At 56.6% G+C, this 16825-nt stretch carries 16 protein-coding genes and 2 pseudogenes; 4 read left to right on the forward strand and 14 right to left on the reverse strand.

Annotation, left to right across the window (positions count from 1 at the left end; genetic code table 11):
• Window positions 1–35: 35 nt before the first annotated feature.
• Genes recG through gmk form a run of 5 tightly spaced genes read right to left on the reverse strand, consistent with a single transcriptional unit; the run spans window position 36 to window position 5895 of the window.
• Window positions 36–2114, reverse strand: a complete 2079-nt coding sequence (recG, locus tag HA43_RS14455) for an ATP-dependent DNA helicase RecG (protein ID WP_039381322.1) — start codon at window positions 2112–2114, stop codon at window positions 36–38.
• Window positions 2111–2806, reverse strand: a complete 696-nt coding sequence (trmH, locus tag HA43_RS14460) for a tRNA (guanosine(18)-2'-O)-methyltransferase TrmH (RefSeq protein WP_039381320.1) — start codon at window positions 2804–2806, stop codon at window positions 2111–2113. The genes recG and trmH overlap by 4 nt, the downstream gene beginning before the upstream one ends.
• Before the next feature lie 3 nt (window positions 2807–2809).
• Window positions 2810–4918: a bifunctional GTP diphosphokinase/guanosine-3',5'-bis pyrophosphate 3'-pyrophosphohydrolase gene (gene spoT / locus HA43_RS14465; protein WP_039381317.1), complete on the reverse strand. Its 2109-nt coding sequence runs from the start codon at window positions 4916–4918 to the stop codon at window positions 2810–2812.
• A gap of 20 nt (window positions 4919–4938) precedes the next feature.
• Window positions 4939–5214, reverse strand: coding sequence for a DNA-directed RNA polymerase subunit omega (gene rpoZ, locus HA43_RS14470; RefSeq protein ID WP_013511051.1), 276 nt, complete (start codon window positions 5212–5214; stop codon window positions 4939–4941).
• 57 nt (window positions 5215–5271) lie between these two features.
• Complete coding sequence (gene gmk, locus HA43_RS14475; RefSeq protein ID WP_039381313.1) at window positions 5272–5895, reverse strand: guanylate kinase; 624 nt, start codon at window positions 5893–5895, stop codon at window positions 5272–5274.
• Between the two features lie 239 nt (window positions 5896–6134).
• Here gmk and ligB point away from each other — a divergent pair.
• Window positions 6135–7871: pseudogene (gene ligB / locus HA43_RS18905) on the forward strand (NAD-dependent DNA ligase LigB); the annotation flags it as partial.
• On the opposite strand, the gene HA43_RS19235 reads toward ligB, so the two are convergent.
• From HA43_RS19235 to HA43_RS14515, 6 genes are all read right to left on the reverse strand, one after another.
• Window positions 7818–8435, reverse strand: coding sequence for a trimeric intracellular cation channel family protein (locus tag HA43_RS19235; protein ID WP_071668661.1), 618 nt, complete (start codon window positions 8433–8435; stop codon window positions 7818–7820). The pseudogene ligB and the gene HA43_RS19235 overlap by 54 nt on opposite strands.
• A gap of 304 nt (window positions 8436–8739) precedes the next feature.
• Window positions 8740–9384 carry an oligosaccharide flippase family protein gene (locus tag HA43_RS14490; RefSeq protein WP_169713306.1) on the reverse strand — a complete coding sequence of 215 codons (645 nt, stop codon included), beginning with the start codon at window positions 9382–9384 and terminating at the stop codon, window positions 8740–8742.
• Between the two features lie 73 nt (window positions 9385–9457).
• Window positions 9458–9724 carry a hypothetical protein gene (locus HA43_RS14495; protein WP_071668654.1) on the reverse strand — a complete coding sequence of 89 codons (267 nt, stop codon included), beginning with the start codon at window positions 9722–9724 and terminating at the stop codon, window positions 9458–9460.
• Between the two features lie 433 nt (window positions 9725–10157).
• Window positions 10158–10553 carry a polyketide cyclase gene (locus tag HA43_RS14500; protein ID WP_071668653.1) on the reverse strand — a complete coding sequence of 132 codons (396 nt, stop codon included), beginning with the start codon at window positions 10551–10553 and terminating at the stop codon, window positions 10158–10160.
• Window positions 10554–10814: 261 nt separating this feature from the next.
• Window positions 10815–11738 carry a kdo(2)-lipid IV(A) palmitoleoyltransferase gene (lpxP, locus tag HA43_RS14510; protein ID WP_094111960.1) on the reverse strand — a complete coding sequence of 308 codons (924 nt, stop codon included), beginning with the start codon at window positions 11736–11738 and terminating at the stop codon, window positions 10815–10817.
• A gap of 411 nt (window positions 11739–12149) precedes the next feature.
• Window positions 12150–13013 (reverse strand): YicC/YloC family endoribonuclease, encoded by an 864-nt coding sequence (locus tag HA43_RS14515; protein ID WP_039381293.1) that lies wholly within the window; start codon window positions 13011–13013, stop codon window positions 12150–12152.
• A gap of 127 nt (window positions 13014–13140) precedes the next feature.
• On the opposite strand from HA43_RS14515, the gene HA43_RS14520 reads away from it, so the two are divergent.
• The 3 genes from HA43_RS14520 (at window position 13141) to pyrE (ending at window position 15070) form a co-directional block, all read left to right on the forward strand.
• Window positions 13141–13563 (forward strand): DUF3574 domain-containing protein, encoded by a 423-nt coding sequence (locus tag HA43_RS14520; protein WP_094111961.1) that lies wholly within the window; start codon window positions 13141–13143, stop codon window positions 13561–13563.
• Between the two features lie 98 nt (window positions 13564–13661).
• A complete protein-coding gene (gene rph, locus HA43_RS14525) occupies window positions 13662–14378 on the forward strand; it encodes a ribonuclease PH (protein WP_094111962.1) in 717 nt (238 codons plus the stop codon).
• A 50-nt stretch (window positions 14379–14428) separates the two neighbouring features.
• Window positions 14429–15070: an orotate phosphoribosyltransferase gene (gene pyrE / locus HA43_RS14530; RefSeq protein WP_039381285.1), complete on the forward strand. Its 642-nt coding sequence runs from the start codon at window positions 14429–14431 to the stop codon at window positions 15068–15070.
• 74 nt (window positions 15071–15144) lie between these two features.
• On the opposite strand, the gene slmA is transcribed toward pyrE, so the two are convergent.
• The 3 genes and pseudogenes from slmA to HA43_RS14545 form a co-directional block, all read right to left on the reverse strand.
• Window positions 15145–15741, reverse strand: coding sequence for a nucleoid occlusion factor SlmA (slmA, locus tag HA43_RS14535; protein ID WP_094111963.1), 597 nt, complete (start codon window positions 15739–15741; stop codon window positions 15145–15147).
• Window positions 15742–15853: 112 nt separating this feature from the next.
• Window positions 15854–16312, reverse strand: coding sequence for a dUTP diphosphatase (gene dut, locus HA43_RS14540; protein WP_039381277.1), 459 nt, complete (start codon window positions 16310–16312; stop codon window positions 15854–15856).
• A pseudogene (locus tag HA43_RS14545) lies at window positions 16290–16825 on the reverse strand (phosphopantothenoylcysteine decarboxylase domain-containing protein); the annotation flags it as partial. The gene dut and the pseudogene HA43_RS14545, both read right to left, overlap by 23 nt.

The raw sequence follows: 16825 nt of genomic DNA on the forward strand, positions 1-16825 counted from the left end.
TCAGCGGGCGCGCAGGGCGCGCCTGAAACCGGCCTCTATGCGTGGCTGTAGCGTTCAGTTTCCGGCAGCCAGCGCTCAATCAGCGCCTGTGCCTGTTCGGGGTAATATTGATGGATATGGCGCGCCACGCGCTGCACTTCGGGGATCATGGCCTGATCGCGCAGCAGGTCAGCGACCCTGAATTCAGCGTTGCCGGTCTGCCGCGTGCCCAGCAGCTCGCCGGGGCCGCGAATTTCAAGATCGTGCTGCGCAATCACAAAGCCGTCGTTGCTGTCGCGCAGTACCTGCAGGCGACGCTGAGCGGTTTTGCTCAGCGGGGCTTTATAAAGCAGCACGCAGTGTGAGGCGACAGCGCCGCGTCCAACGCGTCCACGCAGCTGATGCAGCTGTGCCAGACCGAGCCGCTCCGGGTTTTCAATGATCATCAGGCTGGCGTTAGGGACATCCACGCCAACCTCAATAACGGTAGTGGCGATAAGCAGCTGGATCTCGTTCGCTTTGAATGCGGCCATTACCGCCTGCTTCTCTGCGGGCTTCATCCGACCGTGCACCAGGCCGGTGCGCAGATCGGGTAATGCCACGCTCAGCTCCTGCCAGGTCGCTTCAGCGGCCTGCGCTTCCAGCACGTCCGATTCATCAATCAGGGTGCAGACCCAGTAGGCCTGACGTCCCTCCAGGCAGGCGCTTTTTACGCGTTCAATAATCTCGCTGCGGCGCGTGTCCGGAATAGCAACCGTTGTGACCGGCGTGCGGCCCGGCGGCAGCTCATCGATTGTCGAGGTGTCGAGATCGGCGTAGGCGGTCATCGCCAGCGTGCGCGGAATGGGTGTCGCGGTCATAATGAGCTGATGCGGATGAAAACCCTGCTCTTCGCCTTTTTCCCACAGCGCCAGCCGCTGATGCACACCAAAGCGGTGCTGCTCATCAATAATCACCAGCGCCATGCCGCTGAACTTCACCTGCTCCTGAAACAGCGCGTGCGTGCCCACCACCATCGCCACCTGACCACTGGCGATCGCCGCCTGCTGCGCTTCGCGCGCTTTGCCTTTCTGCTTGCCGGCGAGCCAGCCAACCTCGATGCCGAGCGGCGCAAACCACTGACGGAAATTTGCAGCGTGCTGCTCGGCCAGCAGTTCAGTCGGCGCCATCAGCGCCACCTGTTTGCCGTGGGCAATGACGTTCAGCGCTGCCAGAGCCGCCACCAGCGTTTTACCGGAGCCGACATCGCCCTGTACCAGGCGCAGCATCGGATAGTCATTAGCCAGATCGCGCTCAATCTCTTTTACCACGCGCTGCTGCGCGCCGGTCGGAGAGAAAGGCAGCGCGGCCAGCAGCCTGTCCACCAGCGTATGGCAGGGGGTCAGCGGCAGCGCATGATGACGCTGTGCCCCCGCGCGTACGGCCAGCATGCTGAGATTATGCGCCAGCAGCTCTTCAAGAATTAATCGCTTCTGTGCCGGATGGCGGCCGGTTTCCAGTTCGCTGAGCCGGAGATCGGGTGGCGGCCGGTGCAGCGTGCGCAGCGCATCAGGCAAGCTGATCAGCCCGCCGCTCAGCTCTGACGGCAGCAGCTCAGCGATCGCACAGCTCTCCAGGAGAGTCAGCGCCTGGTCGGTAAGATTGCGCAGCGTGGCCTGACGTATCCCCTCCGTGGTGGGATAGACCGGCGTCAGGGTTTCCTGCAGCTCAACGCCGCCCTGCTCACCCTGAACGCGGTATTCAGGATGGATAATTTCGGCGCCGCGCTGTCCGCGCTTGATCTCACCATAAGCGGTGACGCGGCGACCCGGCGCCAGGCTGTTTTTCATGCCAGCGGTGAAGTTAAAAAAGCGCAGAGTGGCAATCCCGCTGCCGTCACCAATCTGGCATACCAGCATGCGGCGGCGACCAAAGGTGACTTCGCTGTTCAGCACTTCGCCTTCGATGGTGGCCCAGATACCAGGCAGCAGATCGTTAATTTTGTAGAGCTGGGTGCGATCTTCATAGCGCAGGGGCAGGTGCAGCAGCAGATCCTGGATAGTAAACAGGCCGAGTCTGGCCAGCTTAGCGGCCTGGCTGGCGCCGACGCCGGTCAGGGTACTGAGCGGTATGGCATCCAGCAGCCGGCCTTTCATTTCCGACCCGTGGCTTGCATGGCGGACCACCAGCTGGCATCAGCATCGATGCCACCCTGCATGTTGATCTGCGGATAGGGCAGGCCTTTCTGCTTCGCCACGCGGGCGAGAACCGGATAGCCGCCTTCAAACAGCAGACGCTGCTGCTCTTCTTCATCCAGCAGGCTGTGCTTACGCTGATACATGCCGGCATTCTGTCGCTGGCGCTGTGCTTCATACAGAATCAGCGCCGAGGCCACAGAGACATTCAGCGACTGCACCATACCCACCATCGGAATAATAATATCCTGGTCAGCCAGCGCCAGCGCGTCGGCGGTGATGCCGGTTTTTTCCTGACCCATCAGAATGCAGGTCGGGCGGGTGTAATCGATAGCGCGAAAGTCGACCGCCTTGTCTGAAAGATGGGTGGCGAGCACCTGCATGCCGCGATCTTTCAGATGGCGTACCGCTTCCGTAATGTGCGTATGGGTTTTAACTTTTACCCAGCTGTTGCTGCCTGCGGAGGCCGAAACCATCGTGCGCATCCGCACGCTGGGCCAGACGGCGTGAACCTCATGAATGCCCACTGCGTCTGCCGTGCGGATCACCGCAGAGACATTGTGCGGCTTGTGCACCTGCTCCATGCAGACGGTGAGATCGTGCTGACGCAGCGCCAGCATTTCCTGAATTCGGGCAAAACGTTGAGCATTCATGCATTAATTACGGTTACGGTGGACTTTAATCACATCCGGCATCACGCGAATTTTGCGCATGATGTTTGCCAGATGGACGCGGTCGTTAGCAGTCAGACGGATAAAGGCGCTGTAGACGCGGCCATCGCGCTCTTCGGTATTCAGGCTCTGAATATTCGATCCCGCCGTGTTAATGGCGGCGGTCAGGTTCGCCAGCGCACCCTGGTGGTTAAACATATCCACCTTAATCTCCGCCACGAATTCCTGATCGGTTACCTTATCCCACTCTACAGCCATAAACTTCTCGGGCTCTTTCTGGTAGCCACGGATATTACGGCACGATTCATGGTGTACGACCAGACCCTTGCCAGGGCTGACGTGTGCGACAATCGGGTCGCCGGGAATAGGACGGCAGCACTTGGCGAAAGTGATCAGTACGCCATCCGCGCCTTTAATCGGCAGTTTTTTGCTGCGCTTGCTGCTCTGCGCCGCATCCGCAGCGGACTGCAGCAGGTTTTTCGCTACGACCACGCTCATGGCGTTGCCCAGACCAATTTCAGCCAGCAGATCGTCCATGCTGGCGAGCTTCATACGCTCCAGCTCCAGCTGCACGTTTTCTGCCGGTATCTCAGCCAGCTTTTTACTGCCGCCCAGCGCATGGCTCAGCAGACGACGCCCGAGGTTAACGGAATCTTCACGCTTGAGGTTTTTCAGCAGCTGACGGATCTTGGCGCGCGCTTTTGAGCTGACCACAAAGTTGAGCCAGGCAGCGTTCGGGCGTGCGCCAGGCGCGGTGATAATCTCGATTGTCTGTCCGCTGGTCAGCGGCTGTGACAGCGGATAGGGCTGGCGATCGACGCGCGCGCCGACACAGGCGTGGCCAATGTCGGTATGTACCGCGTAGGCGAAATCGACCGGCGTCGCACCAGCAGGCAGCTCAACAATGCGGCCTTCCGGCGTAAATACGTAGATCTCATCCGGAAACAGATCGGATTTAACACTTTCGATAAATTCAAACGAGCTGCCGGCGCTTTGCTGCAGCTCCAGCAGGCTCTGCAGCCATCGCTGAGCGCGGATCTGTGCGGTCGTGCCGCTTTCGCCCGCTTCTTTATAGGCCCAGTGGGCTGCCACCCCCATCTCTGCCATTTGATCCATATCTTCGGTACGGATCTGCACTTCAACCGGCACGCCGTGCGGGCCAATCATGGAAGTGTGCAGGGATTGATAGCCGTTGGCTTTGGGAATAGCGATATAATCTTTGACGCGGCCGGGACGCGGCTTATACAGGCTGTGCATCTGACCCAGCACGCGATAGCAGGTGTCGAGATCTTTCACCACCACGCGGAATGCGTAGATATCCATGATCGAGTGAAAACGCTGCTCTTTGAGGTGCATTTTGCGGTAGATCGAGTAAAGATGCTTTTCGCGTCCGCTGACGCGGCAGGGAATGCCCGCCTCCAGCAGACGCCCGTCAATTTCTGACAGGATCTTCTGAATCATCTCTTTACGATTACCGCGCGCCGCTTTGACCACCTCTTTGATCACCCGAAAACGATTAGGGTAGAGCGCTTCAAATCCCAGCTCTTCCAGCTCTGTTTTCAGATGATGAATACCAAGACGGTGCGCCAGCGGGCTGTAAATCTCCAGCGTCTCCAGCGCAATGCGGCGTTTTTTATCCGGACGCAGGGCGCCCAGCGTGCGCATATTGTGCGTACGGTCAGCCAGCTTGATCAGAATGACGCGGATATCCTGCACCATCGCCATGATCATTTTGCGGAAGTTTTCAGCCTGCGCTTCTTTCTTGTCGCGGAACTTCAGCTTGTCGAGCTTGGATACGCCTTCCACCAGTTCAGCCACGCTCTTGCCAAACAGCTGTTCCATGTCCTGATAGGTGGCAGGTGTATCTTCGATCACATCATGAAGCAGCGCGGCCATCAGCGTTTCATGGTCGAGTTTCATCTCGGCCAGAATGCAGGCCACGGCAACAGGATGGGTGATGTAGGGCTCACCGCTGGAGCGAGTCTGTCCCTCGTGAGCATCACGTGCGACAAGGTAGGCTTGCTTGAGGCGCTTGATTTGCTCCTCAGGCAAGTATTTTTCAATCAGCTGATTGAGGCTTTCAAACAGATACAAGGTTGACCTGCAGAGTGCGGTTAACGACGACCTTCAGCGATAGCGGTAACGGCTTGCAACTCAGCGGCTTCCTGCTCTTGCTGTTCCTGACGATCACGCACATCCAGAATCTGGTTGGTGATCAGGCCTTCTTCGATTTCGCGCAGGGCGATAACGGTGGCTTTATCGTTCTCTTCCGGAACCAGCGGGTCTTTGCCGCCTACCTGCATCTGACGTGCACGACGTGCAGCGACCAACACCAGGTCAAAACGGTTACCAATTTTCTCTACTGCGTCCTGAACGGTTACGCGTGCCATAGGTGTGCTACTCCACAGATGATGAAGAAATGACTGGGCATAATACTGAAACTGAATTCAGACTGCCAATAGTTTGCTGATTAAAGCATCATGACGCGCTTTCTGGCGTCCCATACGCAGACGTTCTGCGCGAATAATGGTTTTCAGATCGGACAGCGCCAGATCGAAATCATCATTAACAATCAGGTAATCGTATTCAGCATAGTGGCTCATTTCCGCCACGGCCTGCGCCATGCGGCGGGCGATAACCTCTTCGCTATCCTGACCACGGCCGCGCAGACGGCGATCCAGCTCTTCGGTTGACGGCGGCAGGACAAAAATACTGCGTGCTGCAGGCATTCTGCTGCGGATCTGCTGCGCGCCCTGCCAGTCGATATCCAGAAAGACATCCACGCCGGTGGCCAGAACCTGCTCAATCGCGGCACGAGATGTACCGTAATAGTTGCCAAACACTTCGGCATGCTCGAGGAACGCATCCTCAGCAATCATGCTTTTGAATTCAGTTTTGGAAACAAAAAAGTAGTGCTCACCATGCGCTTCGCCAGGCCGCATGTCGCGGGTGGTATGCGATACCGACACCTGCGTGTCGTAGAGCGGTTGTGTCTTTAACAGCGCCTGAATCAGGCTGGATTTACCCGCGCCGCTGGGGGCGGAAACAATATAAAGCGTGCCTTGAGCCATGGTTATCTTGAATTGAGTAAAGAGCGGAGTCGATTTCCTGCACAGTATACACGGGTTAGGGCCGCCACGCAGCGTTTGCCGTGCAGGTAAGGCAATTCTTTTCTGCGAACAGGCGCAAACCGCGCGGTAACAGAGAGTAAAACGTCAGATTTGTGCGCGAGCGCGATTCCACACTCTGCGCAGGCTACTGGCTATGAGCCACCGCCGTACGCTTCAATCAGCAAAAAAGGAGAGCGGCAATGAAACGATGGCTGTGGTTAGGTCTCTGCCTGCTGAATGCAGAAAGCCGGGGAAAAGCGCTGTGCCCTGTCTGGTCGCCGGTGCGGGCGCAGCAGGAGATAACGCGCCTGCAGGAGCAGTTGCGTCACTGGGACAACGTTTACTACCAGCAGGGGGCGTCGCTGGTCAGCGATGATGACTATGACAGTCTGCTTTCCCGGCTGCAGCAGTGGCAGCGCTGCTTTGTACCCGACGAACCGGTACATGAAACCGCGCTGCCAGCCAGCCGTGGCGCGCCACATCCGGTTGCGCATACCGGGGTGCGCAAGCTGCGCGACAGGCTGGCGGTTGCTTACTGGATGCAGCATAAATCCGCGCTCTGGGTCCAGCCTAAAGTCGATGGCGTGGCCGTCACGCTGCTCTATCGTCACGGCAGGCTGACGTCGCTTATCAGCCGTGGCGATGGCGTGCGCGGTGAGGAGTGGCGCGACAAAGCGGCGCATATTCCGGCTATTCCGCAGCGGATTGAGACCTCGCTGGCGGAGGTCGTCCTGCAGGGAGAGCTGTTTCTGCAGATGACCGATCATCAGCAGGCGCGCGATGGCGGAGCCAATGCGCGGGCGCAGGTGGCCGGCGCGATGATGCGGCGCGAGATCGGTCCGCTGCTGAAACGCACCGGGCTGTTTATCTGGGCGTGGCCGGACGGCCCACCGGAGATGACGGAAAAACTTACGCAGCTGTCGCGCTGGGGCTTTGATCTTGCCCGGCAGTGGAGCCAGCCGGTCAGCGATGAAGAACAGGTTGCCGCGTGGCGCGAGCGCTGGTTTCGCGCCGCGCTGCCGTTTGCCACCGATGGCGTGGTGATCCACGCTGCGCCTTCTGCTGCCGGCCGGGACTGGCAGCCAGGACAGGGAAGCTGGTCCGCCGCATGGAAATATCAGCCTGCCGAAGTCAGCAGCGAAGTGCGTGCCGTTACGTTTTCCGTTGGCCGCACCGGGAAAGTTGCGGTGGTGCTGAACCTGCAGCCGGTGCAGGCAGAGGATAAAACCATCCGGCGTATCAGCATCGGCTCTGTTGCACGCTGGCGCGCGCTGGATGTGATAGCTGGCGATCAGGTCACGCTGACGCTGGCCGGGCTGGGGATCCCGCGTCTGGAGCGGGTGATCTGGCGGGTGGCGGAACGCCACTATCCGGAACCGCCCGCCAGTGATGATTTTCACGCTACCAGCTGTCTGCATATTACGCCTGCCTGTCGTGCGCAGTTTCTTTCCCGCCTGAGCGGGCTGAGCCAGAAAACAGTACTCGATATTGCCGGTATGCAGCGCAGCAGCTGGCAGCGCCTGGTGCAGCACGGTGCGCTGACGCACCTGTTTTCATGGCTGACGCTGACGCCAGAGCAGATTGCCGCAGCGGAGGGCATATCGCCGGCGCGGGCGCAGCATATCTGGCTCAGTTTCAGGCTGACGCGTCAGCAGCCGCTGCGACGCTGGATCGCGGCGCTGGGTCTGCCGCTGCCGCGTCAGGCGCTTGCGTCCCTGCCGGATACGCAGTGGGAAGCGCTGCTGGCGCGCAGCGAGGCGGACTGGCAGCAGCTGCCGGGGGTTGGCGACGTGCTGGCGCAGCGGCTGGTCACCATGCTGCAGACGCCTCAGCTGCGTGAGCTAATCGCGTTTCTGCAGCAGCAGGGCATTCCGGCCGCTCCCTCAGTGTTCAGGATGGGGATAGTTGAAGACCGGCAGGCCGAGACGGAAACGCAGGGCGAGCAGGCGGGCAGCAAAACCGAACAGCAGGGTGATAATGACCACCGCTTCATGCGCCAGCGAGGTTTTCAGCAGCAGGATATAGATCCAGCCAGACGCGAAGGCGATACCGGCATACAGCTCTTTCTGGAACACCAGCGGAATGCGGTTGCAGAACATATCGCGCAGTACGCCGCCAAATACGCCGGTGATGACCGCAGCAATTGCGGCGATGATCGCCGCGTGGCCGGAATCCAGCGCGACCTGCGCACCAATAATCGAGAACACCACCAGGCCCAGTGCATCAAGTACCAGAAACACTTTGCGCAGGTGATTCATCAGCGGTGCAACAAAGGTGGTGACCACCGCTGCCGCCGCAACAATCATGATGTACTCCGGATGCTTTACCCAGCCGAGCGGGTAGTGACCCAGCAGAATATCGCGCACTGAGCCGCCTCCGATTGCGGTGACAGAAGCGATGATAATAACGCCAAACAGATCCATTTTGCGCCGGCCTGCAGCCAGCGCGCCGGTCATCGCTTCAGCGGTAATGCCGATAAGGTAGAGAACAGTTAATAGCATGGGGGGCTCCAGCAGTCTGGCCGGCAAGGCTAAAGCCTCCGCGGCGCAGAGACTATTGAGATTTTTTCAACTGAACGGCGTCAGATTAGAATAGATAATGTGATGATTAAGAAAAGGCAGGCAGGGAAGGGGATAAACAAAATGCGTCAATATTTGTGATAAAAAAATATGATGCGGGGAAGCCTGTTTTCAGACGAGGATCGATTAAATCGCCTGCAGCGCAGAAAAGAAAAAAGCGTGCTGTTAACCAGCACGCGAACGCATCGGACAGATGCCCAGAGCCCACCATACAGACTTGTTGTTATTATCCGTTTCTTGATCGCACGCTGGCGAATTCTTTCAGGCTAAAACGGTACGCAGGCTGGAACCAGGCGCGACCGTAGTAGCAACAGAGCAGCATTCTGACGGAGACCAGCGCAAGGTATCCCCAGACCGCGCATAGCGCCGACGGCATCAGCCACACCGTAAAGAGTGTTGCCGCCAGGCCCGCTGCTACCGAGGTGATCTCGATAAAAGCGATACGCGTAAACTGCTTTTCCCGCTGCAGGATAGCCCGGTAGTGCTGCCCCTGCGGGATAATAATAAATATTACCGACATCATCTCCAGCATAACCGCAAGCTGCGGCTGCTGCGCTATAGCGCTATAAATGTCACTGCCAATAAACAATGCTGCAAAAATAAATAAGCCGGTAAAAATACTTCCCCAGTAAAGAACGGACATTTCGCTATTATTAAAGCTTATTTTGCGAATGATTTTATTATTAAAGCCGCGATCGGCAAGTGTATCGATAACCAGCAGAGCCAGTATGGCGATAACCAGCAGGTTTAATTCATTCGCCTGCAAAGTCTGCGCCAGCAGCGTCAATTGTAAAACGCCAATGCCAATAATTTTTGCTGAAGAGAGAAGCGACCATTTGGCGCTGGACAGCTCTCTTTCACGTATCGCCACAGTATGCTCATTATGGTACATGTACCATCACAGTTAAGGAGTTGTACAGAGCAGAAGCGGCACGCCCTGCACCTTAGTGCAGCACATCCTGACGCAATCCTGAGATACCTTTCAGGTTTTGCCATTTATAAATACACTGCAGCAAATGGTGTTCTGAAAATAGCGCAATACCGCAGGCGTTTATTATTTCTTTTGTCTGCACGGTATCTCCTCCGGTACGGAGGAAATCCGTGAGATCGTTATAAAATCCTTTTGTATTATTATAATCCCCGGCCAGCATCCGTCTGGCAATCTCAACGAATTCTTTTTCTGACAACAAAGGATAAGTTGAGCGATCCATGTTTTTCCCTGTTTTTATTATTAAGTCTTGCTGTGTGTGAATACGTTATACAGTTTTTTATTTAATTTAACACCATGAGAAAATTCCTATAAACAAACTTTAGAAATTAATGGTTTCAGACTATGCATTAAAATAGTTAAGCAGCGATGTTTCTGACTAATTAATATTTTCAGGAAACTGTCTTATTTCTCTCAGCGCCTGACCTCCGAATGATATGAATATCTTTTTATATCAATACCTTTACAGGATTACGTCATACGGTCAGCCAGGAATTTTCCTGTTAACAACGCTTTAGCCTGGCTGGGGATACGGTGCTGAAATCGGAGAAAAAACCACGAAACAGTTAAGGAGTACTGCGCAAAAAAAATGCAGTTTTTTTTGTAATTGCGCCCAGCAATGGCTGGGAAATCAGGATTTATGTAAGCGTTTGATTCTAGTGAGTTAAAAGATAAAGTAATCTTTCCATGTCGGCGCGCAGGGCCGCCACTTCCTGCACGAAGTGCGCATCGGAAGTAAAAGGCTGACAGTAGAGCACGGCCACAAGTTCAGCTCCCTGGCCATTAGCAATCACGCGCATCGGCATATAGCGCTCTTTACCGCTGCCGTTATCTGTCCAGTAGTCCATAACGCCAAACGGATTATGCGGGGTAAAACGCAGTTTCAGCGAATTCTCTCCGCGCTTTGCCCGCCAGTATTGTCCCTCCTGCACCAGCGTTGCGCCGTTCAGGTCGCTTACCCATTTTGCAAAACAGGTGGGTTGCCAGATGGTTTCATACAGATCCAGCCAGTTACGCGGCACGGTAAGCGTGAGAGTCTGTGAGGGCAGCATAATGCCTCCTGAGGCAGTGTCATTCATAATGAACTCACCCTATCGGAAGCTGACCGGGCTGCCTATGACGCAACAGAAAAAGTGTGGTGCAGCAGAGGTTTTTTGCGCTATGGCCGGTGAAGCCGCGCCGCCGGCAGGAGGATGGCTGGTACGTGAGGGGGCAGGGCAGCCGGCAGCGGATGCTGCCAGCGGGTGGATCCTGATTACCGGAGCGGCAGTCCGCACGAAAGAGGAAATGCATGCGGACCGTTATTGCGCAGATCAGACGTAAAGAGAGGCTTCACCTGGCGGACGCGTTTTGAAACGACGATGCAGCCACAGGTACTGCTCCGGCGCGCGCAGGATCTCTTTTTCAATCACTCTGTTCATATAGGCAGCGGCAGCGGCTTCATCTTCATGCGGATAGCCTTCCAGTTCCGGCTGAATGATGAGCTGGTATCCGGTTTTATCCGGATTGCGGATCAGGACAATCGTCAGCATTGCGGGCCGCGCAAGACGCGACAGAACAAAAGTACCGTTCGTGGTAGCGGCTTTCTCTACTGCAAACAGCGGTGCAAATACGCTGCCTTTCGGACCGTAATCCTGATCGGGTGCAAACCAGACGGCTTCGCCCTGCTTCAGCGCCTGCACCATGCCGCGCAGATCGCGGCGGTCAATCATCGCTTTATTGGAACGCATACGGCCTCTGGTCTGCGCCCACTCCATCGCCTGATTGTTATGCGGACGATACATGGCCATCATTGGCTGACAGAGACCGGTAATGCGGCCGCCCAGCTCCAGCGACATAAAGTGCACGCCGATAACCATCACGCCACGCTGCTGATTCTGCGCATTCTGCAGGTTAGCAATGCCGCTGACGTCAAACAGACGACGAACCCGCGCATCTGACCAGAACCATGCGATACCGGTTTCCGCCAGCGCCATGCCGAGCGACTCAAAGTTGCCGGCAATCATGACCTCTTTCTCTTCTTCATTAATATGCGGGAAGCAGAGTTCAATATTGCGACGGGTGATGCGTTCGCGCCGCTTGAGGAAATGGCGCGAGAGTTTACCCGCCGTTGCCCCGAGACGGATCAGAACGGGATAGGGAAGCTGCACCAGCAGCCAGAGCACGGCCAGACCGAACCAGGTAAACCAGTAACGGGGATGCAGCAGTGTGGAGCGAAACTGTCCGGTTTTCTTCATAGCACCTTCATAGGTAGAGTAAATGTAACGCGCTAAGAAGTCGGTCCATGGTTCCTGGTGCGGTACAACTGTAGTAATTACGACCGGCACTTTAGCAAATAGTGCCTTAGGAATTCTGCTAACTTTAGTATCTTTAGGATTGATGGAATTTATGGAACCTGGGACATTACCGGCTGCAGGAAGGATGACTTTTCTATTAATTAAGTAAAATCAATCAGATAAAATAGCAGTATTAATGCTGAAGATACCGCAGATATGTCAGGACAGGTCAGCAGCAGACACAGCTGTACATCATTGCACGCACAATGCTTACATTGCAAAAGATAAAAAATAGTCTAGCGAAAGGGTTGCTGCCTGAACCCGCTGCTGCGGGCTCAGGCAGAGATGCTACTGAGGCTGGCAGATGAAACGTTATTCGATGTTCTGAATCTGCTCGCGCATCTGCTCAATCAGCACCTTCAGCTCAATGGCTGAAGCGGTGATATCTGCATTGATCGATTTAGAGGCTAAGGTGTTCGACTCGCGGTTAAACTCCTGCATCATAAAGTCGAGGCGACGGCCGACCGCTTCCTTCTTCTTCAGGATGTTGTAGGTCTCTTTAACATGCGCGTCGAGGCGATCCAGCTCCTCCGCCACGTCAACGCGCTGGGCCATCATGACCAGTTCCTGCTCCAGACGATTATTCTCCAGCTGAACTTCTGCCTCTTCCAGCCGGGTCACCAGGCGTTCGCGCTGCCATTTCAGCACGTCCGGCATCTGCGCACGTACTTTGCTGACTTCCTGCGATACGCCCGCAAGACGCTGCTCAATCAGACTCTTCAGCGCGTTACCTTCACTTTCACGCGCTTCGATAAAGTCATCCAGCGCGCCATCCAGCGCCGTCAGCAACTCAGCATTAATGGCGTCCAGATCCTGCTCCGGTGCTGACATTACACCCGGCCAGCGCAGAATATCCAGCGGATTAATGGCACCCTCATCGCTCTGCATTTTTACCCAGTTGGCAGCCTGCACCAGCTGTTTTGCCAGCGCTTCGTTCAGTTGCAGCTCGCCCTGTGCGCCCGGATCGGCATCAAAACGCAGATGGCACTCAATTTTGCCGCGCGTCAGGCGGGTGCGGATGCGCTCGCGGATCACCGGCTCCAGGCCGCGGAACTGTTCCGGCAGGCGAATATAGGTTTCCAGATAGCGCTGGTTCACCGAGCGCAGTTCCCAGGTCGCGCTGCCCCAGCTGCCTTTGGCTTCGCGACGGGCGTAAGCGGTCATACTGCGGATCATAAGCTTGTACTCTTTCAGGGAATGTTCTGCGCATTATAGCGGCGTGCGGTGCGGCGGGATAGGGATAGCAAAACGCTGCTATGTTTAGAGCAGGCCTACTGATCCTGAGCGAGCATATTACCCGGCGATGATGATGTCCGATCTGTTTCGTACTCCGTATAAGTCTTTTTGCAGCCTGGTGGCACTGCTGCTGCTGGCCGGATGTCAGACTGCACCCGCGCGCCTGCAGCCGATCCCGCAGCACAACGCACCGGTGGCGCTGTGTGGTGCCGGAGAGATGATGATGCAGACCACGCTGTGGCTGAGTGCAGTGCCGGAGCGGGAATGGCAGCCGTTTCTGCGTGAGGAGCTGATGCCGCACTTTGGCGATACGCTGACAAGCTATGACGCCGCAGGAAAGGGAGAAGCGCGCCGGGTTGTAGTGCTGCTCTATCCGCCGGATGTCGCCTTTTCTGCCGTGATTGAGCGCGCGCGCGACCGGTATCGTACGCGCTTTAACGCCAAAACCACTACCCGCATCGATACGCTGGTCTACGCCGCTGTCCGCTGAGCAGAAAGAGAATCGTCGATCTGCTCCACGCGCGCGGGACAGCTGCGGCTGAAGTCCGTATAATGCGCAGCCAAACTCAAGCAAGCCGGAGAGAACCTATGCGTCCTGCAGGCCGTAGCACTTCTGAAGTGCGCCCCGTTACCCTTACCCGTCACTACACCAGACACGCCGAAGGCTCGGTTCTGGTTGAATTTGGTGAAACCAAAGTGCTCTGCACCGCGACCGTCGAGGAAGGCGTGCCGCGTTTTCTTAAGGGTAAAGGTCAGGGCTGGGTAACCGCAGAATATGGCATGCTGCCGCGTTCAACTCACAGCCGCATGGCGCGCGAAGCGGCCAAAGGCAAGCAGGGTGGCCGTACGCTGGAGATCCAGCGTCTGATTGCCCGCTCGCTGCGTGCTGCGGTTGACCTCGCCGCGCTGGGTGAATACACCATCACGCTGGATTGCGATGTAATTCAGGCGGACGGCGGCACGCGTACCGCGTCAATTACCGGCGCCTGCGTGGCGCTGGCGGATGCGCTGAATGCGCTGGTTGCCGCAGGTAAACTGAAGAGTAGCCCGCTGAAAGGCATGGTAGCCGCTATCTCCGTCGGTATCGTTGGCAGCGAGGCGCTGTGCGATCTGGAGTATGTTGAAGATTCCGCAGCGGAAACGGATATGAACGTGGTGATGATGGAAGATGGCCGCATGATTGAGGTGCAGGGCACCGCAGAAGGCGAGCCGTTCAGCCACGAGGAGCTATTAACACTGCTGGCGCTGGCGCGAGGCGGGATTGAACAGTTGATTCAGGCGCAGAAGGCTGCGCTATCCAGTTGATGTACTAAGGCGACCTCCGGGTCGCCTTTTCTTTATTTGAGGAGTGAGAGATGAAAGCCTGGCAGCGTCAGTTTATTGAATTTGCCCTGAATAAAGGGGTGCTGAAATTTGGTGAGTTTACCCTGAAGTCGGGGCGAAAAAGCCCCTACTTTTTTAATGCCGGCCTGTTTAACAGCGGACGCGATCTGGCCCTGCTGGGGCGTTTCTATGCGCAGGCGCTGGTTGACGGCGGTGTCAGTTTCGACCTGCTGTTTGGCCCGGCGTATAAAGGTATCCCCATCGCCACGACCACCGCCGTGGCGCTGGCCGACCATCACGATCGCGACGTGCCCTACTGCTTTAACCGTAAAGAAGCAAAAGATCACGGTGAAGGCGGTTTGCTGGTGGGCAGCCCGCTGGAAGGCAAAGTGATGCTGGTTGATGATGTGATCACCGCCGGTACGGCGATTCGCGAATCGATGGACATTATCAGCGCGCATCATGCCACGCTGGCTGGCGTCCTGATTTCACTCGATCGCCAGGAGCGCGGGCGCGGGGAGATATCAGCGATTCAGGAAGTCGAGCGCGACTATCACTGTACGGTTACCGCCATTATTACCCTGAGCGATCTGATTGATTATCTGGCTGAGAAGCCGGAGATGGCAGACCATCTGGCGAAGGTACGCGCTTACCGTAACGAATACGGTATCTGAAACCGCGCTGCGGCCGCCATCAGTGACGGCCGCAGCATGCGCGCTGATGCACGCCTGGCCCGGCAGGCAAGAGGTTAAATCAGCTGCGCGGCTATCAGCGGCCAGCGGCTGTCAAACTCCGCGGTCGGACTGTAGCGAAACTCAGAACGGACAAAGCGCGACAGCAGGCCTTCACAAAACGCCAGCAGCTGGCTGGCCAGCAGGGCCTCATCTGTCCGGAACCCCTCTCCGTCACGGATTTTCTTTTCGCGCATTACCTGACGCATCTGCGTTTCAATGCGCTCAAACAGCTGGTTGATACGTCCCTGCAGGCGATCCTGTTCAAACATCAGCGCGTGGCCGGTCAGAATACGCGTCAGCCCCGGATTACGCTCACCAAATCCCAGGATCAGCTGCACAATCAGACGCAATCGTGTCGTGGTCTCTTTTTCGTCATTCAGGATCAGATTGATGCGGGTAATCAGACTCTCTTCGATAAACTCAATCAGACTGTCAAACATCCGTGTTTTACTGGGGAAGTGGCGGTAGAGGGCCGCCTCGGAAACGCCTACGTTAGCGGCCAGCCGGGCGGTGGTAATTCGCTGGGTGCCATCCCCTGACTCCAGCATCTGCGCCAGCGTCTGCAAAATCTCTTCGCGACGATTCCTTTTCGCGACTTTTTTCTCTGCCATGACCTTCAACACCCCTGAAATTCATTAAATACAGGCAATACCTGCCTGTCTGCCGCAGGTAATTACCTGCAGCGACATGCGTTAACAAGATGGCTAAATGAAGAGTGGTAACTTACTGACGGCCAGAGTGGCCAAAACCGCCTGCACCGCGATCGCTGGTGTCAAAATCTTCGACCAGGTTAAATTCCGCCTGTACCACCGGCACAAACACCAGTTGCGCCAGACGATCGCCCGGCTGCAGGGTAAAGTGCTCCTGACCGCGGTTCCAGACTGAAACCATAAGCTGTCCCTGGTAGTCAGAATCGATCAGGCCGACCAGATTACCAAGCACGATACCGTGCTTGTGGCCCAGGCCGGAGCGCGGCAGGATCACCGCGGCCAGCGTCGGATCAGCGATGTGGATGGCGAGGCCGGTTGGTACCAGGGTAGTCATACCTGGCGCGATCTCCAGTGCCTCATCAAGGCAGGCGCGTAAGTCGAGACCTGCAGAACCAGAGGTGGCGTAAGCGGGCAGCGGAAAGTCGCTGCCAACGCGCGCATCAAGAATTTTAACGTCTATTTTTTTCATCATAACGGCTGACTATCTCGTCTATTAACTGTTGGCCAAGGAGCGACTTATCGCTGAGCGGTAAGCGTTTTTCTCCCTCCTGCCAGAAAAGGTGAAGCGCATTGGTGTCGCTGTTAAAACCCTGACCCGCCTGCGCGACATCGTTAGCGCAAATCAGATCCAGATTTTTCCGTACGCGTTTTTGCCGCGCGTATTCTTCCACATTCCGGGTTTCGGCGGCAAATCCCACCACGTAGGGACGATTCTCCTGCAGTGCCGCCACGCCGGCGACAATGTCCGGATTCTTCACCAGCTGCAGCGTGACGTTATCGTCGTCACCCTGTTTTTTCATTTTTTCAGCTGCAACGGTTGCCGCGCGATAGTCCGCCACGGCGGCACTGGCAATAAAGATATGCTGCTGGCCGATTTGCGCCATGACCGCCGCCTGCATCTCCAGCGCGGTCGTCACGTCGATACGCTGCACGCCGGCGGGGGGCGGCCAGCGTGACCGGACCGGAGACCAGCGTGACGCGCGCA

The sequence above is a fragment of the Pantoea eucrina genome, assembly GCF_002095385.1.
Classification (GTDB): domain Bacteria; phylum Pseudomonadota; class Gammaproteobacteria; order Enterobacterales; family Enterobacteriaceae; genus Pantoea; species Pantoea eucrina.